The organism is Actinocrinis sp., from assembly GCF_035946395.1.
Classification (GTDB): Bacteria; Actinomycetota; Actinomycetes; order Streptomycetales; family Catenulisporaceae; genus Actinocrinis.
This window is the reverse complement of sequence record NZ_DASYZI010000290.1, coordinates 21,864-29,532: the sequence shown is the minus strand read 5'-3', so window position 1 is coordinate 29,532 and position 7,669 is coordinate 21,864. Positions and strand designations below refer to the sequence as shown.

The window sequence follows — 7,669 nt, the reverse complement described above, 5'->3', positions numbered from 1 at the left end:
GTTTGAGGGCCCGGACAGTGCCGACCTCGACCAGGAGGCCAGGCACCGTTTCGAGTCCGCGGCGATCCCGGTGCCCGAGGGCGTGGCCAACGGCGTTGTACGCCTGACCGACGACCGGCGGTTCGACGTGCCGGTCGTGCTGGTGTGTCCGGAGTTCGCGCCCGCGCAGGCCCAGGAGTGGATCGACGGCGGCTACCTGCCCGAACTCGCCAAGGCCAAGCACGTCGAGTTCGTCGACATCGACTCGGGGCATTGGCCCATGATGACCAAGCCGACCGAACTCGCCCGGATCCTCGCCGCGCTGAGTCAGGATTAGGACCCTGAGTCAGGATTAGAGCGCTGAGTCAGGACTAGAACACTGGGCCGGGATCAAGGCGCTGGGCCAGATCAGGGAGCCAGGGTTATGACCAGCTGTTTCGACGGCGGCGTCAGCGGCCGGTGACCAGGCCCGGGGCACGGTCGGGTGCGCGATACCAGGGATGTGCACCAGTCACCAGTACACAGACGTACGTTGCGAGCTGGCTCAGTCGGCGAGGATGCGCGGCGCGAACGTCATCAGCGTGTCGACGCCGATCGGCGCGGCAAGGAGGGTCGTGCTGCTCGGGCAGTACAGACTCACGCCGCTCACCGTCGCGGTCCACGCCATCCCCGAGCCGCTCGAACCATCTCCGGCGCGGGCTCCGGCCGGTTCCGGGAAGGGGTGATCGGCGGTCGCGACCGCGACCTCGGCCGCGCCGAGCCGGTAGTAGCTCAGCTGGATGCGGACGCCGTCCACGCTCAGGCTCAGCGGAGAACCGACCGGCGTCGGTCGGTCCGCGTGGGCACCGGCACTTGGCGATCCCGACGTGGGCAGCAGACGTGCGTACTGGACGACGGCGGCGACCGGCGCGGGCGTGGTCGGCGTTCGGTCGGGCAGCAACCAGGCGAGCAGGCCTAGAGCGAGTGCGGCGGCCAGCGCCGTCAATGCGGTGCCCACGGCGAAGACGCGCCGACGCCGATGGTCGCCCGACGAGCGGTCCGCCGCCGCGAGTTCGACGGCGAAGCGGACGCGGTCGGCCAGGTCGGCGGGCGGGGCCTCGCGCAGCCGGTACCCGGCCTCGCGCGCGAACCGATCGGCACGCACCGCGTGCCAGCACCGCTCGCAGGAGAGCAGGTGCTTGTCGAAGGAGCGGGCCGCCTCGGCGCTCAGTTCCCCCGACAGGAACGCGGCCGGTTCCCGGGCGTCCCGCTCGCACTCACGCCGGTCCATGATCGCTCTCCTGGCGGTTGTCGAGGTCCACGAGCAGCGCGGCGAGCCGTTGGCGGCCACGGTAGACGCGTGAGAGCACAGTGCCCCGCGCACAACCGCGGATCCTCGCGACCTCGGCGGCGGTGTATCCGGACACGTCCATCAGCACGATGCACAGGCGCTGCTCCTCGGGCAGCTGCGCGAGCGCGTTCTCGATCTCCTCGCGTTCCAGTGCGGCGATCGCGCGCTCGGCCACGTCGTCCGGATCCGGGGCGCGGGCGGCCGGCGGTGTGTCCGGTTCGAAGCCGAGTAGTTCGCGCGGGCGGCGCCGGGCCCGCCGCGCCTCGGCGCGTGCGGCGTTCACGCAGATCGCGGCCAGCCAGGCGCGGGTCTGCTCGCCGCGATGCTGATCGAACTTGGCGAAGGCACGCAGGTAGGTCTCCTGCACCAGGTCGTCGGCCTGCGCCGGATCGGCGGCGAGGCGGCGTGCCAGTCGGTAGACGGCGTCGAGGTGCGGCAGCGTGGCGTCCAGGAACACCTGATGCTCCGGCGTACCGCCTCGGCGACCCCACGACGACCAGCCCACGTTTCTCACACTTACCCAGATGCCCGCAACGACGCGTTGATTGCGGACTGGCCCCGACCAACACCGTCACGGCGTTCGACACCGGCAGGCGCAGTCGAGTCCCGTCAGGCAGTCGAGCACGCAATCGGCGCCGCTCGTAGGGAGCGGCGCCGATTGGTGCCGATTGGTTCGGAAGGGATGGACGTCCGGGCTCGGGCTCGGGTTTGGACTCCGGTTCGGACTCAGGCTCGGGCTTGGGCTTGGACTCAGATGCCGAGTTGTTCGGCGGCCAGTCGAGTGCCGGCGACGCGCGCGGCGATCTTCGCGAAGGCGGTGTCGCGCGAGGTGGAGGTGTCGTCGGCGAACGGCGAGAAGCCGCAGTCGTCGCAGGTGCCGAGGCGGTCGGCCGGGATGTGCTCGGCGGCGAGCAGAGTGCGGTCACGCACCTCTTCGGGCGTCTCGACGCGCGGGTCGATCGGGTCGATGACGCCGACGAACAGCCGTTGGTCCGCGCCGAGATGCCGGGCGGCGATCCCGAGCACCCGGGCCGGGTCGGCCTCGCTGGCGAGCTGGATGTAGACGTTGCCCGCGTGGATCGTGAACAGGTCCGGCAGCAGTTCCGCGTAATCGACGTCGGCGCTGTGGGTGGAGTCCAGGTCGCCGCCGGGGCAGGTGTGGATTCCGATGCGGCGGCGCTCTTCGTCGCTGAAGCGGTCGAGCACGCGGTTGTTGAGCTCGATGAAAGAGCGCAGGAGTTGTTTGCTCGGGTCGAGTTTGACGGCCAGCCGCCCCTCGGTGAAATCGAGTTGAACGACGTGCGCACCCGCGTCGAGACAGCCGCGGATATCGGCCTCAGCCTCGTTCACCAGATCATCCAGGAATGCCTCACGCGAGTATCCGGGCAATTCGTCCTGCGGGTAGAACAGGCTCAGCGCGGACGGGGCGATGACCGCTTGTTTGACCGGCACGCCGGCGTGGCCCTTCGCGGCGCGCAGATAGGTCTCCGCGCGCGCCGCGTAGCGGAAGGGGGGCTCCACCAGTCTGGGCAGCTGCCTGGTGTGGCCGTCGGCGAACGGCAGGTGGATGCCCTCGCCGTCGAACTGAGGGCCGATCGGATACGTGGCGAAGCTCGGCTTGGTCTGCTCACCGTCGGTGATGACGGGAGCGCCGGTCGCCTCCATCCGCTCGATGGTTTCGCGCAGCGCATTGTCGTACAGGGCCTGGAGCTCGGCCTCGGTGATTGTTCCCTGGGCGCGCGCCGCTATACCGTTGATCAATTCGATGGGCCGCGGAATGCTTCCGATCGGCTCTGTTGGTATCGCCATGCGGCCACCGTAGCGTATAATTAAGGATACTGACACGTTCGGTTCAGGATCTGATCTGATCGCGATAGTTCCCGCCCGGTGCACGACAATCGGAATTCGAAAAGATTTGCGAGGCACACGGTGGCTCACATCGACCTGGGGCTCGACGAGACCGAGTTCCCCGGCATCATCGGCCTACTGAAGTACCGCCCGGAAACGGCGAAACCGCTCAGCGAGCTGACCGGCATGCTGCTGCGCGGTGCGAACACCCTCAGGCCCGGCGAGCGCGAGCTGATCGCGGCGCACGTCTCCGGACTGAACGACTGCGAGTTCTGCCGCGACGCGCACTCCGCTTTCGCGGCCGCGCAGTTGGAGGAGGGCATGCCACTCGTGCTGTCGGTGCGGGCCAGCCCGCAGCTCTCGGCGATCAGCCCGAAGCTCAAGGCTCTGCTGGCGATCGCCGGGGCAGTGCGCGAGAGCGGGCGCAGCGTCACCACCGAGCTCGTCGAAGCCGCTCGGGCCGAAGGCGCCACCGACCTGGAGATCCACGACACGGTGCTGATCGCGGCGGCGTTCTGCATGGTCAACCGGTACGTGGACGGCCTCGGCACCCTGGTGGCGAGCAGCCAGGAGGCTTACGCACAGGCGGCGCAGCGGGTCGTCAAGACCGGATACGTCAACTGATCGACTGCGTCAGGCAGACGACATCGGCCCTCGCACACGCGTGCGCGAGGGCCGATGCATGTTTCAGGCCATTCAAACCTTTCCAGCGTGTTTGGCTGAAGATATCGAAGCATGTCTGCAAAAGTGCCCCCAATCCCCTGACGCATCATCAGACAGCGTCCGACCTGCACAGTATCGTCAGTTGCGCACCCTTATTTCCCTTTCCGTGTCGATCCACGCGATGGAGGGGCGCATGGTCGCGAAAGCGGCGCGCACGTTTCCGGCGGGCACTGGACCCGCGCACAAGTACCTGATCGTCGGGGCCGGTCCGGCCGGTCTCCAGCTGAGCTACTTCCTTCAGCAGGCGGGGGCGGACTACGTGACGCTGGAGCGGGAAGCGGCTCCGGCGCACTTCTTCCGGCGCTACCCCCGGCACCGCCGGCTGATCTCGATCAACAAGGTGTACACCACCAGCGACGACCCCGAGATCCGGCTGCGCTGGGACTGGAACTCGCTGCTCAATCACGAGCCGCGGCTGCTGTTCCCCGAGTACAGCGGCGAGTATCTGCCGCACGCGGACGACCTGGTCCGCTACCTCACCGAGTTCGATCGGTTCCACGAACTGCGGATCAAGTACAACACGCCGGTGCTTGGCATCTGCCGGACCGCGGACGGCGAAGGGTTCGCCGTGCGCACGCACAACGGTGTCATCTACGCATCCTGCGTCATCGTGGCGACGGGATGGGGCGAGCCGTACGTGCCGCCGATCGCGGGAATCGAGCACGCGGTCGGCTACGAGGACGTGAAGCTGGACCCGGCGGCGTTCGCCGGCAAACGGGTCCTGATCATCGGCAAGGGCAACTCGGCGTTCGAGACCGCGCACGCCATCTTCGGCCGCGCGGCGATGGTGCACGTGGCCAGCCGCCGGCCGCTGCGCCTGGCCTGGAACACCAAACACCCCGGCGACGTGCGCGGGCACTACGGCGGGTTCCTCGACAGCTACCAGTTCAAGACCCTGCATTCGGTGCTCGACTGCACCATCGACGAGATCCGCCCGGTCGGCGACCGGTTCGACGTGCGCATCACGTATTCACACGCGCTCGGCGAGACGGCTCTGCTTGAGTACGAGTCCGTCATCCGCTGCACCGGCTTCCGGATGGACCGCGCCATCTTCGACGCCGACTGCCAGCCGGCGATGGACGAGGAGGGCCGGCTGCCGCGGGTGTGGCCCGACTGGCAGGCGGAGAACGTGGACGGCCTCTACTTCGCCGGAACCATTGCGCAGGCCCGCGATCTGCGGCGGGCGTCCTCGGCGTTCATCGACGGCTTCCGGTACAACGTGCGCACCCTCAGCGCGCTGCTGCGCGAGCGCTACGAGGGCGTACCGCTGGCCAGCGAGCAGGCGCCCGCGGACCCGTCGGTGATGACCGAACTCGTGCTGGACCGGGTCAATTGCAGTTCCGCGCTGTGGACCCAGTTCGAGTACCTCTGCGACGCGATCGTCCTCGACGAGACCGGCGGCTCGGTGCGCCACTACGCCGACCTGCCCGAGGACTACGCGGTCTCCCGCTTCCGCGAATCCGAGCACTACTACACGGTCACGCTGCGCTGGGGTCGCGCCGACTACGCGGACGTGTTCGCGATCGACCGGCACCCGGTGCCGAACCGGGCCGAGGAGAGCGCGTTCATCCATCCGGTGATCAGGCGCTACCGGTACGGCGAACTCGTGGCCGAACGCCACCTGCTGGAAGACCTGCTGGCCGAGTGGCGCCGCCCGGAACGGCACATCGGCCCGCTGCGCGACTTCTTCGCCGAACAGCTCGCCCGCGAGGACGAGGCGGAGGCCGTCAGCAGTTGACCAGCACCTCGCTCAGCGGTTTGCGATGGATGTCGGGGACCCGGGCGCCGTCCGCCGGGTACCCGACCGGGATCACCACGAACGCCCGCTCCTCGGCGGGCCGGTCGCAGATCTCGTTGAGGAAACGCATCGGGCTCGGCGTGTGCGTGAGCGTCGCCACGCCCGCGTGGTGCAGCGCGCCGAGCAGCATGCCGACCGCGATGCCCACCGACTCCTTCGCGTAGTACGGCTTCGGGGTGTGCGGTCCCTGATGCACCTCGAAGACGACGATCACCGCCGGGGCCGTCTCCAGGAACGGCTTGTGCCAGTCGGTCCCGATCGGCGCGAGGGCGTTGAGCCACTCGTCACTGGCCCGGCGGTCGTAAAACTCCCGTTCCTCGGCCTCCGCGGCGATCCGCAGCCGGCGCCTGCGCTCGGGGTCGGTCAGCACGACGAACCGCCACGGCTGGATGTTCGCCCCGCTCGGCGCGCTCGCCGCGGCACGCACCGCCGCCTCGATGAGGCCCTGCGGCAGCGGCTGCGGCGAGAAGTCCCGCACCGAGCGGCGCGACGCCATCACGTCGGCGAAGCCCTGCGCGGCGCTCAGCATCGCGGCCGGGGTCAACCGGCGCGGCCGCAGCGGGACCATCGGCGGCTCGGGCATGAGCGGACGGATCGTCAGATCGTCGTCGGGCCCCGGACGAGCGGAGGACGGCGACGGCATGACCATCGTCGCGGAGCCCGAGGCGACAGCGGAAGCGGAATCAGCGGCGTGTTGGCCGGCATCCCCGTGAGGCATGCCGCCAGCCTCACATATCGACCCCTGCGGAAGCTACTGCCGGATTGCCGGGATCCTCATCGGCGTGTCGGGCCACCGTCTCCGTGTGCGCGGCTGTGTGTGCGGCTGTGTGCTCGACGAGGTAGTCCACGACGCCGGCCAAGCCGCCCGGTCCGGCGCCCGCCCGGCGCTGGCGCGCTGCTCCGCCGCCTTCCCGCTCCAACCGGTTCAGCCAGTCGTCGACGCGGTCGGCCTCGCCGTATTCGAGCAGGACCGGCCTGGCCGTCGCCACGAGGTCCCGGGCCAGGCGCATGGCTGGGAGCAGGCTGCCGGTGAAGACGTCGACGCCGTGCCCTTCGATGCCGTCGCGGGCGGCACGCCAGTACGCGAGCCGCATCAGCTCGCCCGGCACGCGCGGCCCCGGGTCGCCGTGCCGGGCCTTGCGCAGCGCCCGCACCACCAGCGCGCGCACCAGCGCGGCGACCGCCGCCGACTCCTCGGCGGTGACCGGTACGTCCGCGATGCGGATCTCCAGCGTGGGCAGCTTCGAGGAGGGCCTGACGTCCCAGAAGATCGTGCCGCGGTCCACCAGCGCGCCCGCGCCGAGCAGGGTCTCGACGTGCCGCTCGTAGTGCTCGGCGGAGTCGAAGTACGGCGGCGGGCCGGCCACCGGCCAACGGGTCCAGATCACGGTGCGCCAGCTCGCGTACCCGGTGTCCCGGTCGGCCCAGTACGGGGAGTTCGCGGTGAGCGCGATCAGTACGGGCAGGTGCGGGCGCAGATGGTTGCTCACCATCACCGCCAGATCCCGCTCGGGCAGCTCGACGTGCACGTGCAGCGCGCAGATGGCCAGTTCGTTGTGCAGGCCGCGGAACGTCGCGTTGCCGCGGTCCTGCCGCTCGCCCCGCCCCATCGGCGGCGGGATCGTGCCGCCGAGCACCGGGGTGCCGGTCGCCACGATCGCCGCGCCGCTCGCCCTGGCCGCGTGGGCGGCGACCCGGCGTCCCTCGGCCAGCTGCGCGTACAGCTGGTCCGCGGTGACGCACGGATCGGTCCTGGCCTCCAGTTGCAGCTCGGTGATCTCGCCGCCGACCCGGCCGCCGCCGAGCAGTTCGACCGCGTGCCCGACCACCGCCGGGGCCACCGGCGCCGGCGCCCGGGAGACCGGGTCGACGAGCAGGAATTCCTCCTCGACGCCGAACTGCGGCCGCGCCGCGCCGTTCGGGACGCTCATCGCGCACCACTGATCGTCGTGGCCATCCGGCCGTGCCCCTCCCGAGTCGGTTCACGGCCC

General features: G+C 69.9%; 7 protein-coding genes and 1 pseudogene. 3 read left to right on the top strand and 5 right to left on the bottom strand.

Going from position 1 to position 7,669, the window contains the following annotated elements; translation table 11 throughout:
* A pseudogene (locus tag VGS97_RS17740) lies at positions 1-316 on the top strand (alpha/beta hydrolase); the annotation flags it as partial.
* 207 nt (positions 317-523) lie between these two features.
* Here VGS97_RS17740 and VGS97_RS17735 read toward each other — a convergent pair.
* From VGS97_RS17735 to VGS97_RS17725, 3 genes are all read right to left on the bottom strand, one after another.
* On the bottom strand, positions 524-1,249 hold the full coding sequence (locus VGS97_RS17735; RefSeq protein WP_326854678.1) for a zf-HC2 domain-containing protein: 726 nt from the start codon (positions 1,247-1,249) through the stop codon (positions 524-526).
* Positions 1,236-1,766: an RNA polymerase sigma factor gene (locus VGS97_RS17730; protein WP_326854677.1), complete on the bottom strand. Its 531-nt coding sequence runs from the start codon at positions 1,764-1,766 to the stop codon at positions 1,236-1,238. The genes VGS97_RS17735 and VGS97_RS17730 overlap by 14 nt, the downstream gene beginning before the upstream one ends.
* A gap of 293 nt (positions 1,767-2,059) precedes the next feature.
* Entirely contained in the window at positions 2,060-3,118 is a 1,059-nt protein-coding gene (locus VGS97_RS17725) for a cobalamin-independent methionine synthase II family protein (protein WP_326854676.1), read from the bottom strand.
* 120 nt (positions 3,119-3,238) lie between these two features.
* Between VGS97_RS17725 and VGS97_RS17720 the strand changes: the two genes are divergently transcribed.
* Together VGS97_RS17720 and VGS97_RS17715 are read left to right on the top strand one after the other, a co-directional pair.
* The gene (locus VGS97_RS17720; protein WP_326854675.1) at positions 3,239-3,781 is read left to right on the top strand and encodes a carboxymuconolactone decarboxylase family protein; all 543 of its coding nucleotides are present in this window, start codon (positions 3,239-3,241) and stop codon (positions 3,779-3,781) included.
* 232 nt (positions 3,782-4,013) lie between these two features.
* Positions 4,014-5,618 (top strand): NAD(P)-binding domain-containing protein, encoded by a 1,605-nt coding sequence (locus tag VGS97_RS17715; RefSeq protein ID WP_326854674.1) that lies wholly within the window; start codon positions 4,014-4,016, stop codon positions 5,616-5,618.
* On the opposite strand, the gene VGS97_RS17710 is transcribed toward VGS97_RS17715, so the two are convergent.
* Both VGS97_RS17710 and VGS97_RS17705 read right to left on the bottom strand, forming a co-directional pair.
* Positions 5,608-6,261 carry a nitroreductase family protein gene (locus tag VGS97_RS17710; protein ID WP_349262175.1) on the bottom strand — a complete coding sequence of 218 codons (654 nt, stop codon included), beginning with the start codon at positions 6,259-6,261 and terminating at the stop codon, positions 5,608-5,610. The two genes, VGS97_RS17715 and VGS97_RS17710, sit on opposite strands and share 11 nt — an antisense overlap.
* Before the next feature lie 145 nt (positions 6,262-6,406).
* Positions 6,407-7,609 (bottom strand): glutamate--cysteine ligase, encoded by a 1,203-nt coding sequence (locus tag VGS97_RS17705; protein ID WP_326854672.1) that lies wholly within the window; start codon positions 7,607-7,609, stop codon positions 6,407-6,409.
* Positions 7,610-7,669: the final 60 nt, after the last annotated feature.

Coding starts and splice junctions, on each gene's coding strand:
- VGS97_RS17705 (WP_326854672.1), bottom strand. CDS start 7,609: ATGAGCGTCCCGAACGGCGCGGCGCGGCCGCAGTTCGGCGTCGAGGAG.
- VGS97_RS17710 (WP_349262175.1), bottom strand. CDS start 6,261: ATGCCCGAGCCGCCGATGGTCCCGCTGCGGCCGCGCCGGTTGACCCCG.
- VGS97_RS17725 (WP_326854676.1), bottom strand. CDS start 3,118: ATGGCGATACCAACAGAGCCGATCGGAAGCATTCCGCGGCCCATCGAA.
- VGS97_RS17735 (WP_326854678.1), bottom strand. CDS start 1,249: ATGGACCGGCGTGAGTGCGAGCGGGACGCCCGGGAACCGGCCGCGTTC.
- VGS97_RS17715 (WP_326854674.1), top strand. CDS start 4,014: ATGGTCGCGAAAGCGGCGCGCACGTTTCCGGCGGGCACTGGACCCGCG.